Source organism: Pseudomonas paraeruginosa (assembly GCF_003025345.2).
GTDB lineage: Bacteria > Pseudomonadota > Gammaproteobacteria > Pseudomonadales > Pseudomonadaceae > Pseudomonas > Pseudomonas paraeruginosa.
This window is the reverse complement of the sequence record NZ_CP020560.1, coordinates 3,070,760-3,088,112: the sequence shown is the minus strand read 5'-3', so window position 1 is coordinate 3,088,112 and position 17,353 is coordinate 3,070,760. Positions and strand designations below refer to the sequence as shown.

Below are 17,353 nucleotides of genomic sequence, written 5' to 3'. Positions count from 1 at the left end.
CGGCGGGTGCACGTGTTGCGCGAGGCTTGGCGTGGCCCGCGGGCATTGGCGGTCCAGGCGTATCCAGGTCATCCCGGTCGATGCGCGGCTGCGCAGAACGCTCCGGAGAATTTCAGGGTAGCGCCGTGGCATGCTAGCGGACCATGTCATGTGGCGCTCCGGCGTGGAACTGTTCGGCAGCGAAATGCGGGGCGCCGCGCGGCCGATTAGCTGCGTCGAGCCTTTATTCGCCCTGCCGGCATGATCTGGCGCGGTATTGGAGTCGCCCGATGGCGGGGCGGGATGGCGCTATGAAAAAGGGGCGCGGCGCCAGACGGCGCAGCGCCCCTTGGGCGAGCGAGTTTCACTCCAGTTCGGCGGTGCTTTCTTCCTGGCGCGCCTGCGGGGTGTTCAACGCGGTATTGCTGATGGCGTGCAGGGTGGTGTTGAACTGCACGGTCTCGTTGAAGCCCTTGACGATCTGCGCCAGCTTCTCGCGGGCGCTTTCCAGCTTCTTGTAGCGTTCGGCGAGTTCCAGGCTGCGTTGCTGCACGCCGGCCTCGCGCTTTTCCAGCTCGGCCTGGCGCAGATTCTGCTGGTTGCGCTGTTCTTCGATGCGTTCCTGCTCGACCTGCAGCACCTCGGCGCGACGGGCGCTGCTGCGCTCGCGCGCCTCGACGCTTTCCGCCAGCTGCTGCAGGGCGGCGCTGCGTTCGGCCAGGAGGCGACTGCTCTGCTCGGTTTCCTGCTCCAGCGCCTGGCGGTCGTCCTGCAGGCGCTTGTGCCATTGCTTCAGCTGCTTTTCCTTCTCCTGCAACAGGCGTTCCCGCTCGTGCAACTGGGCCTTGCGCGATTCCAGGGACTCCTGCTGCTTGAGCGCTTCCTGTTTCTGCTGGCTCAGCTGCTGGGCCATGCCGGCGAGATCGGCGAGGGTGCCCTGGACATCCTGCAGCAGATGATCGGTATCGGTGCCGATATTGAGCGTGGTATCCGTGTCCACGTGTGGTTCATCCTCGGGTTGGCGGCTGGAAACGGGGGGCTGGGGCGAGTCGGCGATGGCCTCGCTGCCGACGCCGAGCGGGCGTGCGGAAGGAACCTGCAGGCGCAGCGACAGGTTCGGCACCCTGGCCGAAGTCGGCTCCGGGGACCGTTCGGGACTTGCGAGGGGGGAGGGGCTCGGGGTCATGGAGGGTTCCTCGGGAGTGTCGGGGGTGGCGTGGGGCGGTTCGGCGTCCGGCAGCGGTTCCGGGCTGAGCATCTGCGCCAGGCCGGCCAGTTCTTCGCGGAGGTGGCTGGCGTTGTCGACGAAGGCGCCGATCGCATCGGCTTGCGGCAGCCCGGCGTGCTCGTGCTCGGTATCGGGACATGCCTCGGCAGGCGCCTCGGCCGTATCGGTTTCGCTCTCCAGGTGGTCGTGCCCGGTTCCGGCGACGCTCCGCTCTTCGGTTGCCTCAGGTTCGTCGGAGCGCTCGCCCGCGGCAGGGCTGACCACATCGGCGGGTTCAGGCTCGGGCTCGGAGCCGTCACCGGTTTCGATGACCGCGGCAGCGGGACCCTCGGTGTGCGCTTCTTCGCAAACCAGCGGCGGTACTTCCTCGCAGGGCTCCTCGCCATCGAGGGCCGGGCCGTAGCCCGCGGGCGGCTGGAAGGTGACCAGTTGCATGACCCAGTCGTGGTTGAGGGCAAGGGAGCGGTGGTCGTCCCGCCGCGCCGGGGCGATCTCCGCTTCCTGCAGGTCGAGCAGGTGGTAGGCCAGGTCATTGGCCCGGCGGTTGCCGGTGGCGGCCTCGCGAACGATCTGGCGGAACACCTGGATGGCTGCTTCGCAGGCCGGGCCGTCGTCGATCCGGCCGGGACGGAAACCGCCCTCGGTCTTGTACAGCGAGGCGATGTAGACGCGCGAGTTCACCTCGTCGAGCTGCTCGTTCAGGCTGTAGGCGATGAAATTGCGCTCGCTGTCGGGGATGGCGAAGCCGCACAGCAAGGCAGCATTCAGTTCCGTCTGGTCGGCCGTTTCCACACTGATGGTTCGAAGAAGCATAAGCCCTGGAGATCCCGTTGGTGCTGGTAGAGTTAGCCAGCGAGGGTACCGGGCGCACCGGGTCAGGTAACTTGGACGACTCCTATTGGAAGGTAGGAAAAGTCTTAAAGGTATTGGCGCAGCCGCGCGGCGGCAGCTTTCCGGTTCAGCGATCCGCCATCAGCACCACGATGGCTTCGGCGACGAAATCGGCGTTGCGCTCCAGGGTCTGCAGGTGACCCATGACCACATCGTAGGTCTCGCCACCCTCATGTCGCCGCGCCCAGATCGCCAGTTCCTCCAGGGCCATGCCCAGGGCACTCTGGTTCTGGTTGAGACGGCAGAGCAGGGCGACAGTCAGGTCGTGATCGAGCATGGCGCTACTCCTGATCCTGAAAATCTCAGCGTAGACCCGGCGGAGCGGACCCGATATGCGGCGGTTCACGAAAAACCGCGAGCGCTTCGCCGGGACGAGCGCGAGCAGGCCGCCAGGCGCATGGTTGCGGCCTGCTCCGCCCGCGCTGCCAGCTCTGCCGGCGGCTGGCAAGGGGACCTATCCGAACGGAGGGGATGGCGCGCGGCCCTGCACCGGCCGATGGTCCGTTCTCCCGGGTGCCTGGGTATACTGGCGGCACGGGAAAGACGCCGTCCACTCAAGAGCGTCCCGGTTCGAACCTCGCGCTTCCTGTCATCTCCGCTAGCTATCTTCCGACTTCCTGGCGCGAACCGGTCCAGGCAGGCGGGCTGCCGGCGCTCAGGTCGTCGCAGGCCGGCCGTGCCCGTGCCGATCCGACCCGTGTTGCCAGCGAGGGGTATGTACGCGATGTCCGTGACCGATGCCAGTTTCCCGATCATCAACTGGTCGAAGGCGATGCCTTCGTTGCGCCAGCTGATGTATTTCGCCTGTGTCGCCGAGTACGGCAGCATCGGCCAGGCCGCCGAGGTGCTGCACGTTTCGCAGCCGTCGCTGTCGCGGCAGATCCAGGCGCTCGAGGCGCACATCGGCGAGGCGCTGTTCGTCCGCGGTCCGGCCGGGGTGAGCCTGACCGAGGTGGGCAGGGTGGTGCATTGCCGTGCGGTGAAGATCATCGCCGAGGCCAAGGCGCTGACCCGCGACATCGGCGACGGCGACGAGCGCCAGTTGCACATCGGTTTCAGTCGTTATCTCGATCCCGGCTGGTCCGGCGAGCTGGCCCGGCGCTTGAAGGAGGCGCAGGTGTGCAGCGCCGTCTCGCCGTCCTGGGCGCCCTCGCTGGACCTGCTCAGCCTGGTCCGCGAGTCGTCGCTGGACGCCGCGATCATCGGCGCGCCACCGAAAGTGGTGCGCGAGTACGAACTGATGCAGATCGGCAGCTACGAGCATGTGCTCGCCCTGCCCGAGACGGTGCGGGCGCGGCTGGCGCCCGGCTGGTCGCTGGACGACCTGGCCGGCCAGGCGCTGCTGGTGCCCAAGGATTCGCTGTTCCCCGCCTACAGCCAGTTCATGAACGAGGCGATGGAGGCCGCCGCCTTCGCGCCCCGGCGCAGCGTGCGGCCGAACGACCTGAGCATCCTCCTGGCCCAGGTCGCCAGCGGCGACGGCTTCGCCTTCCTGCCGCTGTCGCTGACCAAGTTCGCCTATCCGGGCGTGGCCTTCAGCGCCTTGCCGCCGGCGGTGAACGAGCGCTTCCGCCTGCCGGTGGGGCTGGCGGTATCGCCGACCTCGCGGCTGCGCGCCAGCGACGCGCAGTTCGAATGCTTCATCGAGACCGCGCGGCGGGTCGCCGCCGGTTGAAGCGGGCGGCCGGCGGCCCGGCCGCGGGGATGGTCTCAGAGGGTCTTCATGTACTCGACCAGGGCGCGCCGCTGCTGTTCGCTGAACTGCGCGTTGCCGTAATCGTGGCCGCCATTGGCGTTACCGAGCTTGCCGCTATCGAAGAGGAAGCGGTTGTCGCCACCGGCATCGGTGACATAGCCGACGTTGACCGGATCGAACTCGACGCTGCCGGTATAGAAGGTGCGCGGGCGCAGGTCCGGCGGTAGCAGCAGGTCGTAGAGGGTCGCCACCGAGCCGTTGTGCAGGTAGGGCGGGCTGGCCCAGATGCCGTTCAGCGGGCGCGCCTTGTAGGCCATCAGGTCGCTGGTCATTGCCAGGCACTGCTCCAGGCGTCGGGCCTTGTCGCTGTCGGCCGCCACGTTTTCGACCAGGAGCAGGGCGCCTGGCGCGTCCGCGGCCGTCGCTTCGGCGCTGCTGGCGTCGGGATCGTCCGGAGCCGGGCTGATCAGCGGCGGCAACTGCCCGTCGAAGAGGCCCAGCGCGGCGGTCTGGAAGGCCCCCAGGGCGACGTTCAGGCCGCGCGCGGCCAGGGCCTGGACCACCACTTCCTGGAGTACATCCACCGCGTAGGCCTGCTTGCCGTAGAAACCACGCTGGCCAGTGCCGACGAAGGACAGGTAGGGTTTGCCGCGCACGTAGCCGGTCTTCAGTTGGGCGATGCTGTTGCAGGCGGTCCACGGGTCGGTGCCGATCGGCGCGACGTCGCCGCGCGCCTGCAGGTGGGTGAGCACGGTCTTCACCGGGGTCCGCAGGTCGTTGCGGTCCAGCGGCGTGTGGCAGCTGGAGCAATGTTGCCGGTACAGCTCGCGGCCTTCGGCGACCCTGGTCGGCTCCGGGGCGCCGAACAGCTGGTTCGGCCAGGCCGGCGGCTTCAACTGGCCGAGCTGGTCTTCGATGCGGATCAGGTTGTCGACGTTGATGCTCGACGGGTAGCCGATGTGCAGCGCCGACTGGAGCGGGCTGAGCACCTTGACGTCGGCGAATACCCCGACCGCCTCGCCGGCGTTGCGCGCCAGGGCGCCGACGTCGAACTTGCGGTTGTCGATGTCGACGACGTTGATGTGGTTGGGGTTGAATCCGGTCCATTGCACGCGGTCCAGTTGCGGCACGTTCCACAGGAACGGATAGCTCACCGGGGCGTCTTCGGCCCCATAGATCTGCTCGTCGGCGTGCAGTTCGTAGCCCACCGAGTTGAAGATCGAACCGATGGCGTCCAGGCGGCCCGGGCCGAACTCGGGATCGTGCGGCAGGTTGAAGTGCGAGCCGTCGCGCAGGCGCACGATGGTGGCGTCCAGGGCTGCCTGCAGGCGCGCCTTGTTGGCGTCGTTGTAGCCGCCGACCAGGCCGTCGGCGCCGAGCACCTTGCGGGCGAAGCGCTCGAACTTGGCGGCGTCGGCGCGGGTGCTCTGCAGGGCGCCGAGGATCTCCAGCTGGAAGCCGGCGAGGTCGCCCATGGTCTGCCCGCCGTAGACGGTCAGCCGGGTACCCTGGTAGCTGATGTGCGAGGTGTGGCACATGCTGCAGGTCGGCCCGACCCAGGGTTCCCTGGAGCCCTGCAGGGCCTTCCAGCGCAGCTTGGTGAAGGTCAGGTCGCTGTCGTCGCTGCGGTCGACCGCGTAACCCTGCACCACCTTCACGCTGGAGCCGCCGAGGGTGTGCGGGACATAGCCGTACTGGCGGATCAGCGCGTCGGACATCAGCGGTTCCTCGCTGGCGCGCTGCTCCAGCGCCACCAGCCAGGCCAGCGGCAGCATCCGCGAACCCTGGCCGGCTTCCAGCCAGGCGGTCTTCTGGGTCTGGTTCCACCCCTGGTCGAGGTCGATGCCGCCGTCGTCGGCGAATGCCGGGGCGCCGGCGAGGACGGAAAGGATGGCAAGGCTGAGTCGCGATAGGGTCATCGGGCGGTTCTCTCTATTGGGCATGTGTGCGGGGCCGACTCACAGGGTCTTGAGGTATTCGAGCAGCGCCAGGCGCTGGCTTTCGTCGTACTCGCGGGCGAAGTCGTGGCCGGCGTTGGAGTTGCCTTCCAGGTGGGTGTCGAAGAGGAAGGCGTTGTCCGGGCCGGGCGCGGTGACGTAGCCGACCCGGCTCGGATCGAACTCGTGGCTGCCGCTGTAGAAGGTGGCCGGCCGCTGCTCCTGGGGCAGCAGCAGGTCGTACAGCGACGGCACCGAACCGTTGTGCAGGTAGGGTGCGGTGGCCCAGATGCCGTTCAGCGGGCGGGCGATGTAGCCGAGGAATGGATGCTCGGTATTCAGGCAGTAGTCCTTGCGCGCACTCTTGTCGGCGGGGACTTCGCCGGCGGCGAGGCTCTGCGCCTGGCTGTCGGCAGGGCCGGCGCCGGCCAGCAGCAATTGTCCGGCGGGCACCGCTTGCAGGCTGTCGGAGCCGGGCAGGGTCTGCTGCCCGGTGACGATGGCGTGGATGATCTCGGCGATGCCATCGGCCAGCTGGCCTTTCTTGCCGAGCATGATCTGGAACACCTCGGGGACCTGCATGTCGGCGATCTTCGAGGTCCGCCCGACGATGCCGACGCCGCTGGGGGTGCCGAGGGACGGGCGGAACAGGCCGAAGTAGTTGCCGCTGGGGCTGCTGAAGGTGAAGGTGTTGCAAGCCATCCACGGATCGGTGCCGATCGGCGCGTCGTCGCCATGGGCCTTCAGGCGTACCTGGCGGACCTTGATCGGGGTTTGCAGGTCGTCGCGACCGATGTTCGCATGGCAGGCCGCGCAGTTCTCCGCGTAGAGCCGCTTGCCCTGGGCCAGCCGGGCGCTGTCCGGGGCGCCGAACAGCTGGCTTGGCCAGGCCGGCGCCTTGAGCTTGTGGATCAGGCCCTCGACACGGGTCAGGTTGTCCACGCGGATGCTCGATATGTAGCCCTCCAGGCCGGACAGCGGATGGCTGACCACATCGCCGTAGTCGCCCTGGACCACGCCGATGTCGCCGGCCAGGTAGCCGAGGTCGAAGACCTGGCCGTTGAGGTCGAGCACCTTGACGTTGGGCACGAATCCGCTGGATTGCAGCTTGTCCATCTGCAGCGTGTGCCACAGTGCCGGGAAGCTGGTCGGCGCGTCGGTCGGATTCGGCTGCAGGTGGCGGGCGCCGGAGTTGATCGCCGCGCGGTTGAGCGACTGGCCGGTGGCGTCGAGGCGCCCCGGACCGGGCTGCAGGTCGGTGGCGGACATGCTCAGCAGGGTGTCGATCAGCGCCGCGCGCTTGGCCAGGGCGGCCTTCAGCAGGTCGCGGTTGCCCGGGCTGTCTTCGCTGCCGAGGACGTGGCCGGCGAAGCGCGCGAACTTGTCGCCGTCGTCGCTGGTGCGGCGCAGCGCGGCGAGCACTTCGTCGAAGATCGCCTGGACGTTGGCCAGGGTGGCGCCGGCGTCGATGGTCAGTTCGCTGCCGCGGTAGCTGATGTCGGTGGAGTGGCAGCCGGCGCAATTCAGCCCGACCCAGGGTTCGCTGGACGACTGGCGGGCCTTCCAGCGCAGGTGGGTGTCGGAGAACCGACTGTCGTCCTGCTGGTCGAGGGCGAAGCCGCGCGGCAGGCGCAGTTCGCCGCCCTGCCAGTTGCGCAGGGGAAAACCGAGGCGCCGGGCGTTGTCTTCGGAGAACAGGCGTTCCTCGCTGTCCGGGCGCTCCAGCGCCTGGGCCCAGGCCAGCGGCAGCAGCCGCGAACCGAGCGAGGCGTCGTACCAGGACGCCCTCTGTTCGGCATTCCAGCCTTGTTCCAGCTGGATTTCGGTGGCGACGGCAGGGCTGCCGGCGGTGGCCAGCGCGGCGGCCAGCAGGACCCGCGAAAAGGTCGGATGCATCGTGTTCCCCTCATGGCTGACGACGTCTGCGTCCCCACAGGGCTGAGCGATGCAGTGCGCTCGATGGCTGGGCGTACCGCCATGTCGTCCCTGACGGGAGCGCGCCGGCCATGGCATGCGCCATGGGCCGGAACGTCCGGTTGGGCATTACGCTAAGGAGTCGCGACGATGGGCGGGTAATGCTTTTTGTGCGACGAAAAAGGTATGGGGAACGGAACCGCCCGGTCCGGAAAGGGCGCGTCGGTCGGGCTTCGCCGTGCGCGCCAGGTTCGCAGGGCGGAGAGCGCCTATGGCGTTGCCCGCTCTACCGGGGAATCCCTGCCGGGCCTGCGGACGAACGCCAGGTAGAGGGCGGTGAGCAGCGCGAGGAACGGCACGCCGAAGACCAGGGTCATGCGGAACGCCTCGGTGAAGAAGGTGGTGGCCAGGATCGCCGCCATCAGCAGCAGGCCGAGCAGCGTCGACCAGGGCGCCAGGCGCATGCGGAAGGCCAGCGGCGCACCGCCGTGGCGGGCGCGGTGGCGACGGAAGCAGAGGTGGGTGAAGAAGATCATCAGCCAAGTGAAGAGCGCGCCGAACATCGACACCGCCATCATCAGGGTGAACGACTGCTCCGGGTAGACCAGGTTGAGCAGGGTCGCCAGGGCGATGCCGACGCTCGACAACAGCAGGGCGTTCAGCGGCACGCCCTTGCGGCTCAGTTCGCCGAGGCCCTTCGGCGCGTGCCCGGCGCGCGACAGGCTGAACATCATGCGGGTGGTGATGTATAGCTGGCTGTTCATCGCCGACAGCGCGGCGACCAGCACCACGAAGTTCATCACCCCGGTCGCGCCGGGCAGGCCGATCGCCTGCATCACCGTGACGAACGGGCTCTGGCTCTGCCCGGCCTGGTTCCACGGGACTATCGCCAGCATCAGTGCCAGGGTCAGCAGGTAGAACACCACCAGGCGCACGATGGTCGAGCGGAACGCCGACTTCACCGCCTGTTCCGGATGCTCGGCCTCGGCGGCGGCGACCGCGATCATCTCCACGCTGAGGTAGCTGAAGATCGACACCACCACGGCGATCCACATGCCCTTCAGGCCATGCGGGAAGAAGCCCCCATGGGCGCTGTAGTTGTGCATGCCGTAGGCCGGGTTGGCGGAGCCGAACACCAGGTAGGCGCCGAGCAGGATGAAGGCGACGATGGCGGCGATCTTGAGTGTCGAGAAGCAGTATTCGAAGTTGCCGAAGGCCTTCACGCTGCTGGCGTTGAGGCCGATCAGCAGGCTCGAGAAGGAGAGGATCCAGACCCATTCCGGGACACCGGCGAACCAGTACTTCATGTACATGGCCACCGCCGTGACCTCGGTGCCCACCGCCAGGACGATGGCCGCCCAGTAGGCGTAGCGCACCAGGAACCCGGCCAGCGGGCCGACGTAGTGCTCGGCGAAGGCGCCGAACGAGCCGGGGGTAGCGTGGGCCACGGTCATTTCCGCCAGGCAGCCCATCAGCAGCAGGGTGATCAGCGCGCCGATGGCGTAGCTGAGCAGGACGCTGGGGCCGGCGAAACCGATGGCGAAGGCGCTGCCCATGAACAGGCCGGTACCGATGGCGCCGCCGATGGCGATCATGCTCATCTGCGCGGCCGAGAGCCGCCGTTGCAGGCCCTGTTCGCGGCGCGAGATGGCCTCGAAGCCCTGGGGGTCGTTCATCTGGATGTCCTCTGGAATCTTATTGGGGTTCTTATGAATTGCCGAGGGAACGTCGGTGGCGATGTGCGTGCGCTCCGGTCGCGGGATCCTGGCGCGCGAGCGGACGGCGCTCGCGGGCCGCCGCGGGAATACCGGCGCGGCCCGCGCGGGGGACTCAGGTCACCTTCTGCCGGACCTGGTAGCGCGGCTCTTTCCAGGCTTCGCTCTCGAGGATTTCCAGCAGCGCCTGCACCGCGTCCCAGACCTCGACGAAGCGGGTGTACAGCGGGGTGAAGCCGAAGCGCAGGATGCCCGGCTCGCGGTAGTCGCCGATCACCCCGCGGTCGATCAGGGCCTGGACGATGGCGTAGCCCTGGGCATGCTCGAAGCTGACATGGCTGCCGCGCCGGGCGTGCTCGCGCGGAGTCGCCAGGGTCAGGCCGAAGCGTTCGCAGCGGCTTTCCACCAGCTCGATGAACAGATCGGCGAGGGCCAGCGACTTGTCGCGCAGGCGCTGCATGTCGGTCCGGGCGAAGATGTCCAGGCCGCATTCGACCAAGGCCAGCGAGGTGATCGGCTGGGTGCCGCAGAGGAACCGGGTGATGCCTTCGCCGGGCTGGTAGCGCGGCTCCATGGCGAACTGGCGGGAATGGCCGAACCAGCCGGACAGCGGTTGCCAGACGCGCTCGCGCAGGCGCGGCGCGACCCATACGTAGGCCGGCGAGCCGGGGCCGCCGTTGAGGTACTTGTAAGTGCAGCCGATGGCGTAGTCGGCGTCGGCCGCGTGCAGGTCCAGCGGCAGCGCGCCGGCCGAGTGGGCCAGGTCCCAGATCGCCAGGGCGCCGTTTTCGTGGACCAGGCGGGTGACCTCGCGCATGTCGTGCAGGTAGCCGGTCTTGTAGTTGACATGGCTGAGCATCACCACCGCGGTATCCGCGTCGATCGCCGCCGGCAACTGTTCCGGGCTGTCCACCAGGCGCAGCCGGTAGCCGCGCTGGAGCATGTCGGTGAGGCCCTCGGCGATGTACAGGTCGGTAGGGAAGTTGCTCGATTCGGAAACGATCACCTTGCGCTGCGGCGCCTCTTCCTCCTGGATCCGCAAGGCGGCGCTGAGCACCTTGAACAGGTTGATCGAAGTGGTGTCGGTGATCACCACTTCGCCGGCGCGCGCGCCGATCAGCGGCGCCAGCTTGTCGCCCAGGCGCTCCGGCAGGCCGCGCCAGTCGGCGCTGTTCCAGCTGCGGATGAGGCCGTCGCCCCATTCCGCGGCGACCACTTCGGCGGCGCGTTCCACGGCCGCCCGGGGACGGGCGCCGAGGGAGTTGCCGTCGAGGTAGATCACGCCGTCGGGCAGGGCGAAGAGCTGGCGCAGTTCGGCAAGGGGATCGCGGGCGTCGAGCGCCAGGCAGTCGTCACGAGTGGTCATCGGTTACTCCGCGGTAGGCAGGGAACGCAGCACGGCACGCACCGGGCTGGCATCGAGGTGGGTGAATTTCAGCGGCAGGGCGAGCAGTTCGTAGTCGCCGGCGGGTACTTCGTCGAGGACCACGCCTTCGAGGATCGCCATGCCGTGGCGGCCCACCGCGTGGTGGGCATCGAGGGTCTTGGAATGCTGCGGATCGAGCGACGGGGTGTCGATGCCGATCAGCCTGACGCCGCGCTCGGCGAGGCATTCGACGGTGGCCGGAGCGATTGCGCAGAAGCCTTCCGGCCAGTTCGCCGGGACCCGTTCGAAGGTCCGCAGCAGCACCCGCGGCGGCAGGTCGTCGAGCTGGCCGGCGAGGTGTTCGGGGGTCACCAGGGGAGTGGCGCCGATGCAGTGGAGCACCCGGCACGGCCCCATGTAGACATCCAGCGGCACCTGGCCGATGGCCAGGCCGTCGGCGCGGTAGTGCAGGGGAGCATCGACGTGGGCGCCGGTATGCGGCGAGAGGGTGACCCGGCCGACGTTGACCGGACAGTGCTCGTCCAGCCGCGCCGCCCATTCCTGCTGGAAAGGGGTGTCGCCGGGCCAGGTCGGCGTGTTCGGGTCCAGGGCGGGACTGATGTCCCAGTAGCGGAGCGAAGTCATTGTTTTTCTCCGGAAATCCAGCGAATGATAATGAACGAGATTTCGGAGAATTTTCGTGCGAAATGCAAGGTCGCATGGCAATCTGTTCGCACAAAATTCGAAGATAGCTATTCATTCTGATAGGAACTGCGACGCATGCCCCTCGATGCCATCGATCTCCGCATTCTCCGCCACCTACAGCAGGACGGGCGGATGAGCAACCAGGACCTGGCCGAGAAAGTCTCCCTCTCGCCCTCGGCCTGCCTGCGCCGGCTGCGCCTGCTGGAAAGCGAGGGAATCATCCGCGGCTACTCGGTGGAGCTGGACGCCGAGCGCCTGGGCGTGGAACTGAAGGCCATCGTCCATGTCTCGCTGCGGCAGGACGTGGAAGGCTGGCACGAGGCATTCATCGCGCGCGTCCAGGACTGGCCGGAGGTGGTCACCGCCTATGTGGTGACCGGCGCCACCAACTACGTACTGCGGGTCCGCGCGCGCAACCTCAAGCACTATTCGGACTTCATCGTGAACAAGCTGAACCGCGCCGCCGGGGTCACCGACATCCGCTCGGAAATCGTTCTCCAGGAGATCAAGGCCGGCGCCGACCTGCTCGACCTGGTGAACCTGAAGGGCTGAGCGCGCCGCTAGCCGTCGACATGCGGAGCGGCCGCGCGCGCAGCAAACGCAGCGGCAGCCTTGGGTTGGTCGCTCAGGTCGGCAACAACGGCCGACAGGCCTCGACGAAGCGCCGGCAGGCGCCGGCACATTCGCGCTCCAGCGGCTCGCCGCCATCGCAGCGCTCCGCGCATGCCAGGGCATAGCGCGCCGCCAGCTCGCAGGCGGCCGGCGCCCATGGGCTGCGGCGTTCCAGCAGCAGGGCACCGAGACGGCAGAGGTCGGCGCAGTCGCCGGCGTGCTGGCGTTTTTCCGCGGAGGCCTCGGCGCATAGCGCCAGGTAGCGCTCGCAGGCGAGGATGCAGGCCTGGGCGGCGCGCCGGCAGCGCTCTTGCGGCGCGCGAGCGGCGGCATCGCCGAGCAGGGCGTCGGCGTCGGTTTCCAGCAGCGAACCGGGATCTTCGTTGCCGGGATCGTTGATGGCACGGCTCATGGCGGCACCTCCTGGCCGGTTGCGCCCATGCGGGCCCTGCTCGTTGGTCCGGCGGGGCATGCCGACAGTTCAGTCGATTTCGCCGCCGGCACCGTCGCTCGATTGCCTTGAACCCTCGCCGGCCTGGCCAGTCCTCACAGGTACGACCCAGACAGGACCAGGAGGCGAGAATGTCCAGCACGGTTGCCGATCAACTGCTCGAACGCTTGAGCCAGTGGGGGGTGAAGCGCGTCTTCGGCTACCCCGGCGATGGCATCAACGGGATCATGGGTGCCATGGGCCGGCGCGCCGAAGCGTTCGACTACATCCGCGTGCGGCACGAGGAGATGGCGGCCTTCATGGCCGGTGCCCACGCCAAGTTCACCGGCGAGGTCGGGGTCTGCCTGGCCACCTCGGGGCCGGGCGCCATCCACCTGCTCAACGGGCTCTACGACGCGCGCATGGACCACCAGCCGGTACTGGCCATCGTCGGCCAGCAGGCGGCGACTGCGCTGGGCAGCGACTACCAGCAGGAAGTCGACCTGCAGAGCCTGTTCAAGGACGTTTCCGCCTACGTCGAGACCGTGGTCAGCCCAGCGCAACTGCTGCATGTGCTGGACCGCGCGCTGCGCGTGGCGGTCGGCGAGCGGCAGGTGGCGACGGTGATCGTGCCCAACGACGTGCAACAGATGGCGGCCCCGGAAAGCCAGCCCCACGAGCATGGCCACGTGATGTCCGCGGTGGGTTTCGTCCAGCCGCGACCCTACGCGCGCGATGCGGACCTGCAAGCCGCCGCGGCGATCCTCAATCGCGGCCGGCGCGTGGCAATCCTCGCCGGCGCCGGTGCGCTGGGCGCGCACCGGCAGCTGGAAGCGGTCGCCGAGCGCCTGGCCGCCGGGGTGGCCAAGGCGCTCCTGGGCAAGGCGGCGGTTTCCGACGACCTGCCTTACGTGACCGGCTCCATCGGCCTGCTCGGCACCCGCGCCAGCAGCATGCTGATGGAGCATTGCGACACCCTGCTGATCGTCGGCAGCACCTTCCCCTACAGCGAGTTCTTACCCAAGGCCGGCCAGGCGCGGGCGGTGCAGATCGACCTGTATCCGCGCAACATCGGCATCCGCTATCCGATCGAGCAGGCCTTGCTCGGCGATGCCGGGGAAACCCTGGAGCGCCTGCTGCCGCTGCTCGAGCAGAAGAAGCACGGCGCCTGGCGCCGACGGGTCGAGCGAGCGGTGGCGGCCAGCCGCGAGGAGGCCCAGCGCCAGGCCGAGGAACCGGCCGATCCGATCAACCCGCAACGGGTGTTCCGTAGCTTGTCGGAGCAGTTGCCGGACGATGCGATCCTCTGCGGCGACAGCGGCTCGCACACCAACTGGTACGCCCGCGACGTGCGCATGCGTCCGGGCATGCTCGGCTCGCTGTCGGGCAAGCTGGCGACCATGGGCAGCGGCGTGCCCTACGCCATCGCCGCCAAGCTCGCCTATCCGCAGCGGCCGGTGGTGGCGATGGTCGGCGACGGGGCGATGCAGATGAACGGCAACGCCGAACTGGTCACCGTGCAGCAGTACTGGCAACGCTGGGCCTCGCCGACTTTCATCGTACTGGTGCTGAACAACGGCGACCTCAACCAGGTGACCTGGGAACAGCGCGCGCTGGCCGGCGATCCGGAGTTCAGCCCGGCGCAGGAAGTGATCGACTTCCCCTACGCGCGCTATGCCGACATGCTCGGCTTCAAGGGTATCCGCGTGGATCGCCCGGAGGACATCGACGCCGCCTGGGCCGAGGCCTTCGCCGCCGACCGCCCGGTGCTGCTGGAGGTGCTCACCGACCCGAACGTGCCGCCGCTGCCGCCGCACATCAGTTTCGAGCAGGCCAAGCACCTGCTTGGCGCCATGCTGCAGGACGATCCCAAGCGCTGGGGCGTGATCCGCCAGAGCGCCCGGCAGGTTCTCGCCCGGCACTGAGCAAGGCGGTCGTGCCGCTCAGTCGGTGCGGCCGCTGCGCAACTGGTCGGCCAGTTCGCGGTGGTGGTAGAAGCGCGCCAGCCATTCATCGGCGAAGCGGCGCAGCTCGGGGTCGGTGGCATCCCGGGCTAGGCCTTCGAAGCGCCCGACCAGGCGGTCCTGCTGGCGAATCTGCGCGTCGAGGAAACCGCGCTCGTCGAAGCCGCCGGGAGCGGCGGCCTGGCGTTCGGTCTGGCGCGGCGAGGGCAGCGCCAAGGCCTTTTCCCCGGCCAGGGCGCGCAACTGGTGGTCGAACTCCTGCTGTTCGGTGAGCACGCGCTTGGCGTAGAGCTGCACGGCCTTGTTGTCGGAACGGCGCATGGCCTGCTCGGCGGCCGCCACCTGGGCCTGGCTGTCGGCCAGGCTGGCGGCGAGCAGGGCGCGGGTATCCTCCGGTTCGGCCTGGACGGCCAGGGGGAGCAGCAGGGCGGCGATCAGGGACAGGCGGCGAAGCATGGCGACCTCCGGGCGGGACGATGTGTGCGGTGGACGCCGCTCCCGCGGGGCCGTTCAAAAAAACCGCCTACGCGTCCCAGGCCGCCAGCAGGCGCCGATGCTCGCGATGCGCCGCCTCCTGCACCGTCGGCAGCAGCCGCACCCGCTGGCCCGGCAGGCATTGCGCCAGGCGCGCCAGCGCCAGCGGGGCGAGGGCGCCGAGACGGGGATAACCGCCGATGGTCTGGCGGTCGTTGAGCAGGACGATCGGCTGGCCGTCCGGCGGCACTTGCACCGCGCCCAGGGCGATGCCTTCGGAGATCATCGACTGCTGCCGGCATTCCAGGCGCGGGCCGAGCAGGCGCACGCCCATGCGGTCGGCACGGGTGTCCACCTGCCAGTCGCCGTTGAACGCATCGAACAGGCTCATGGCCGGGAAGGCGCCGATCTGCGCGCCGAGGATCAGCTCCAGGCGCGCGTCGCCAGCGCAGTCCAGGATCCGTTCGCTGGGCATCGGCAGCGCGCGTGGCCGCGCGCCATCGGCCAGCCAGCCGAGGCTGTCGCCTTCGCCCAGGGCCTTGCCGTCGGCGCGGGGGCCGCCCAGGCCCTCGCGGACCACCGTGGACAGGCTGCCCAGCTGGCGCGCGCCGGCGAAGCCGCCGGGTGCCGCCAGGTAGGCGCGGGCGCCCTGGCGTGGGTGGGCGAAGGCCAGGCGCTGACCGTCGCGCACGGCGAACGCGCCCCAGGCCGGCAGCGGCTGGCCATCGAGGGTCGCGCCGAGATCGCCGCCGGCCAGGGCCAGCCAGCCATCGGCGCGGCATTCGGCGACGAAGCCGCCGAGGGCGATCTCGATCACCGCGGCGTCCAGGGGATTGCCCAGCAGCCAGTTGGCCCAGCCCATGGACAGCCAGTCGAGGGCGCCGCCCTGGGTCACGCCGAGATGACGGCAGCCGAAGCGGCCGCGATCCTGCAACTGCACCAGCGGGGTGCTCTGGCGCACCCACAGGCCGCCATGGATGGAATCGTTCATGCCTGGACCTCCAGGGGCGTGTCGTCGCCGCCGAGGCGGACGAATTCGGCGTGTCCGATGGGCTCGAAGCGCACCCGGTCGCCGGCACGCAGCAGGCTGTAGCCGTCCAGGGCGAGGTCGAACAGGCGCACCGGGCAGCGCCCGAGCAGGTTCCAGCCGCCTGGCGAGGCTTGCGGATAGACCGCGGTCTGGCGCTCGGCGATGCCGACGCTGCCGGCGGCGATGCGTTGCCGGGGAGTCGCCAGGCGTGGCGCCGCCAGGGCTTCCTCGACCAGCCCCATGAAGGCGAAGCCGGGGCTGAAGCCGAGGGCGAAGACCCGGTACTCGCGCTGGCTGTGGCGGCGGATCAGCTCGGCGACGCCGAACTGCTTGCGCCGCGCCAGGGATTCCAGGTCGGGGCCGACCTGCGGGTCGTACCAGGTCGGCAGGACGTGCAGGCGGCCGTCGTCCTGGCGCTTCGGGCGCAGGTCGGCCAGCGCCGCGGCGATCCGCGCGCGGGCCTCGCCGGGGTCGAGCTGGAGCAGGTCGTATTGCAGGAGCAGGGTGGTGTAGGACGGCACCAGGTCGAGCAGGGCGCCGCCGAACGCCGCCCGCAGGTTTTCCTCCGCCGCCAGCAGCCAGGGCATGTTGGCTTCGTCGATGCGCTCGAACAGGCGCAGCACGAAGCTGTCGATGGCGGCCACCTCGATGCGCGGTTGCGGTTGGCTCATGCCGCCTCCAGGGCTTCGCGGATGCGCCGCACCGCGGCCAGCGAGGCGGGATTGTCGCCGTGCACGCAGAGGGTCTGCGCCTCCAGCGCCAGGGCGCTGCCGTCGCTGGCGCGCAGCGGCGCGCCGCGGGCCAGCAGCAGGGCCTGGGCGAGCACCGTCTCGGCGTCGTGGTGCACCGCGCCGGGCTGGCTGCGCGCGACCAGGTAGCCGGCGCCGTCGTAGGCGCGGTCGGCGAACGCCTCGAACCACAGCTCGATGCCGTGGGCCGCGCCCAGCGCCCGCGCCGCGGCGTTGTCGCGGGTGCTCATGAGCATCAGCGGCAGGCTACGGTCGTAGGCCGCCAGCGCGCGCAGCACGGCGGCGAGGATCGCCGGGTCGCGCATCATGTCCTGATACAGCGCGCCATGCGGCTTGACGTAGCGTACCTGCGCGCCCTGGGCGCGGCAGAGTCCGTCGAGGGCGCCGATCTGGTAGAGCAGCAGGTCTTCCACTTCCTGCGCCGAGCAGGCCAGCGAGCGCCGGCCGAAGCCGACCAGGTCGGGGTAGCCGGGGTGCGCGCCGATGCGCACGCCATGCTCCACCGCCAGGGCCACGGTGCGGCGCATGGTGCCGGGATCGCCGGCGTGGAAGCCGCAGGCGATGTTGGCGCAATCGATCAGTGGCATCACCTCGGCGTCCAGGCCCATGCGCCAGGCGCCGAAGCTCTCGCCGATATCGCAGTTCAACAACAGGCTGTTCATG

The 17,353-nt window shown here is 69.2% G+C and carries 15 protein-coding genes; 3 read left to right on the top strand and 12 right to left on the bottom strand.

Annotated features, from left to right (window positions below):
* Positions 1 to 343: 343 nt before the first annotated feature.
* Entirely contained in the window at positions 344 to 2,020 is a 1,677-nt protein-coding gene (locus tag B7D75_RS14605; protein ID WP_058134831.1) for a hypothetical protein, read from the bottom strand.
* A 145-nt stretch (positions 2,021 to 2,165) separates the two neighbouring features.
* Positions 2,166 to 2,375 carry a hypothetical protein gene (locus B7D75_RS14600; protein WP_012075972.1) on the bottom strand — a complete coding sequence of 70 codons (210 nt, stop codon included), beginning with the start codon at positions 2,373 to 2,375 and terminating at the stop codon, positions 2,166 to 2,168.
* Positions 2,376 to 2,870: 495 nt separating this feature from the next.
* Between B7D75_RS14600 and B7D75_RS14595 the strand changes: the two genes are divergently transcribed.
* Positions 2,871 to 3,773, top strand: coding sequence for a LysR family transcriptional regulator (locus B7D75_RS14595; protein ID WP_079741125.1), 903 nt, complete (start codon positions 2,871 to 2,873; stop codon positions 3,771 to 3,773).
* Between the two features lie 35 nt (positions 3,774 to 3,808).
* Here B7D75_RS14595 and B7D75_RS14590 read toward each other — a convergent pair whose 3' ends face one another.
* The 5 genes from B7D75_RS14590 to kynB all read right to left on the bottom strand — a co-directional run bounded on the left by B7D75_RS14590 (position 3,809) and on the right by kynB (position 11,371).
* On the bottom strand, positions 3,809 to 5,713 hold the full coding sequence (locus tag B7D75_RS14590; protein WP_053814000.1) for a 10S-dioxygenase: 1,905 nt from the start codon (positions 5,711 to 5,713) through the stop codon (positions 3,809 to 3,811).
* 39 nt (positions 5,714 to 5,752) lie between these two features.
* A complete protein-coding gene (locus B7D75_RS14585) occupies positions 5,753 to 7,627 on the bottom strand; it encodes a (7S,10S)-hydroperoxide diol synthase (protein WP_107114158.1) in 1,875 nt (624 codons plus the stop codon).
* 287 nt (positions 7,628 to 7,914) lie between these two features.
* Positions 7,915 to 9,321: an amino acid permease gene (locus tag B7D75_RS14575; protein ID WP_043100885.1), complete on the bottom strand. Its 1,407-nt coding sequence runs from the start codon at positions 9,319 to 9,321 to the stop codon at positions 7,915 to 7,917.
* A 154-nt stretch (positions 9,322 to 9,475) separates the two neighbouring features.
* Positions 9,476 to 10,726: a kynureninase gene (gene kynU / locus B7D75_RS14570; protein WP_053817268.1), complete on the bottom strand. Its 1,251-nt coding sequence runs from the start codon at positions 10,724 to 10,726 to the stop codon at positions 9,476 to 9,478.
* 3 nt (positions 10,727 to 10,729) lie between these two features.
* Positions 10,730 to 11,371 carry a kynurenine formamidase KynB gene (gene kynB, locus B7D75_RS14565; protein ID WP_043100889.1) on the bottom strand — a complete coding sequence of 214 codons (642 nt, stop codon included), beginning with the start codon at positions 11,369 to 11,371 and terminating at the stop codon, positions 10,730 to 10,732.
* 135 nt (positions 11,372 to 11,506) lie between these two features.
* Here kynB and kynR point away from each other — a divergent pair, with 135 nt between their 5' ends.
* Positions 11,507 to 11,983, top strand: coding sequence for a kynurenine pathway transcriptional regulator KynR (gene kynR / locus B7D75_RS14560; RefSeq protein ID WP_107114157.1), 477 nt, complete (start codon positions 11,507 to 11,509; stop codon positions 11,981 to 11,983).
* A 73-nt stretch (positions 11,984 to 12,056) separates the two neighbouring features.
* Here kynR and B7D75_RS14555 read toward each other — a convergent pair whose 3' ends face one another.
* The gene (locus tag B7D75_RS14555; protein WP_034080518.1) at positions 12,057 to 12,455 is read right to left on the bottom strand and encodes a four-helix bundle copper-binding protein; all 399 of its coding nucleotides are present in this window, start codon (positions 12,453 to 12,455) and stop codon (positions 12,057 to 12,059) included.
* Between the two features lie 170 nt (positions 12,456 to 12,625).
* Between B7D75_RS14555 and B7D75_RS14550 the strand changes: the two genes are divergently transcribed.
* Positions 12,626 to 14,398, top strand: coding sequence for a thiamine pyrophosphate-requiring protein (locus B7D75_RS14550; RefSeq protein ID WP_012075961.1), 1,773 nt, complete (start codon positions 12,626 to 12,628; stop codon positions 14,396 to 14,398).
* 18 nt (positions 14,399 to 14,416) lie between these two features.
* Here the strand turns inward: B7D75_RS14550 and B7D75_RS14545 are convergent, their stop codons facing one another.
* From B7D75_RS14545 to B7D75_RS14530, 4 genes are all read right to left on the bottom strand, one after another.
* Positions 14,417 to 14,893, bottom strand: a complete 477-nt coding sequence (locus B7D75_RS14545; RefSeq protein ID WP_034080517.1) for a DUF4142 domain-containing protein — start codon at positions 14,891 to 14,893, stop codon at positions 14,417 to 14,419.
* 67 nt (positions 14,894 to 14,960) lie between these two features.
* Entirely contained in the window at positions 14,961 to 15,902 is a 942-nt protein-coding gene (locus B7D75_RS14540; RefSeq protein WP_034080516.1) for a 5-oxoprolinase subunit C family protein, read from the bottom strand.
* Complete coding sequence (locus B7D75_RS14535) at positions 15,899 to 16,612, bottom strand: 5-oxoprolinase subunit B family protein (protein ID WP_107114156.1); 714 nt, start codon at positions 16,610 to 16,612, stop codon at positions 15,899 to 15,901. Before B7D75_RS14535 ends, B7D75_RS14540 begins: the two co-directional genes overlap by 4 nt.
* Complete coding sequence (locus B7D75_RS14530; RefSeq protein WP_107114155.1) at positions 16,609 to 17,352, bottom strand: 5-oxoprolinase subunit PxpA; 744 nt, start codon at positions 17,350 to 17,352, stop codon at positions 16,609 to 16,611. Before B7D75_RS14530 ends, B7D75_RS14535 begins: the two co-directional genes overlap by 4 nt.
* Position 17,353: the final 1 nt, after the last annotated feature.